The organism is Streptomyces sp. NRRL B-1347, from assembly GCF_000720325.1.
Classification (GTDB): domain Bacteria; phylum Actinomycetota; class Actinomycetes; order Streptomycetales; family Streptomycetaceae; genus Streptomyces.
Window position 1 is genome coordinate 1 of record NZ_JOJM01000247.1, and the last position, 848, is coordinate 848.

Consider the following 848-nt stretch of genomic DNA (forward strand, 5'->3'; position numbering starts at 1 on the left):
CGCCGCGTAGCTTCCCTGGCCCGGCCCGCCCAACGTGCCCGCCGCCGAGGAGAACAGCACGAACGCCGACAGGTCCAACCCCGCCGTCAACTCATGCAGATTCCATGCCGCGTCCACCTTCGCCCGCAACACCGGCTCAACCCGCTCACGCGTCAACGACGTCAGCAGCCCGTCATCCAGCACACCCGCCGCATGCACCACACCACTCAACGCGAAGCCCGCCGGCAACCCCGACAACACCCCAGCCAAAGCCTGACGATCCGCCGCGTCACACGCCGCGATCACCACCTCAGCGCCAGACGCCTCCAGCTCCGCCCGCAACTCCTTCGCGCCCTCGGCCTCCGCACCACGGCGAGACAGCAACACCAGCTTCCTGACCCCATGCCGGGCCACCAGATGCCGGGCCACCAAACCACCCAGAACACCCGTACCACCCGTCACGAGTACCGCGCCCGCGCCGAACACCCCCGACTCCGGAGCGTCACCCGACGCGGGTACCCGGCCCAGGCGCGGCACCCGCACCGCACCCGACCGCACCACCACCTGCTCCTCGCCCAGAGCCAGCACCCCGGGAAGCAGACCGTCCACGCCATCCAGGTCATCGGTGTCCACCAGCACCAGCCGCCCCGGATTCTCCGACTGCGCGGACCGCACCAGACCCCACACCGCGGCCCCCGCCATGTCCCGCACACCACCGCCCGCATCGACAGCACCCCGGGTCACCACCACCAGCCGCTCACCCGCGAGATCCTCGTCCGCCACCCAGGCCTGCACCCGCTCCAGGACCTCAAGGACCCGCCCATACACCTCACCCACCACATCCGAACCACCGGAGACCACCCGCACAA

Annotated in this window: 1 protein-coding gene; it reads right to left on the minus strand. The window is 70.6% G+C overall.

Annotation, left to right across the window (positions count from 1 at the left end; translation table 11 throughout):
- On the minus strand, nt 1-848 hold an 848-nt coding region (locus IG74_RS0144790), incomplete at both ends, for a beta-ketoacyl reductase (protein WP_030689640.1).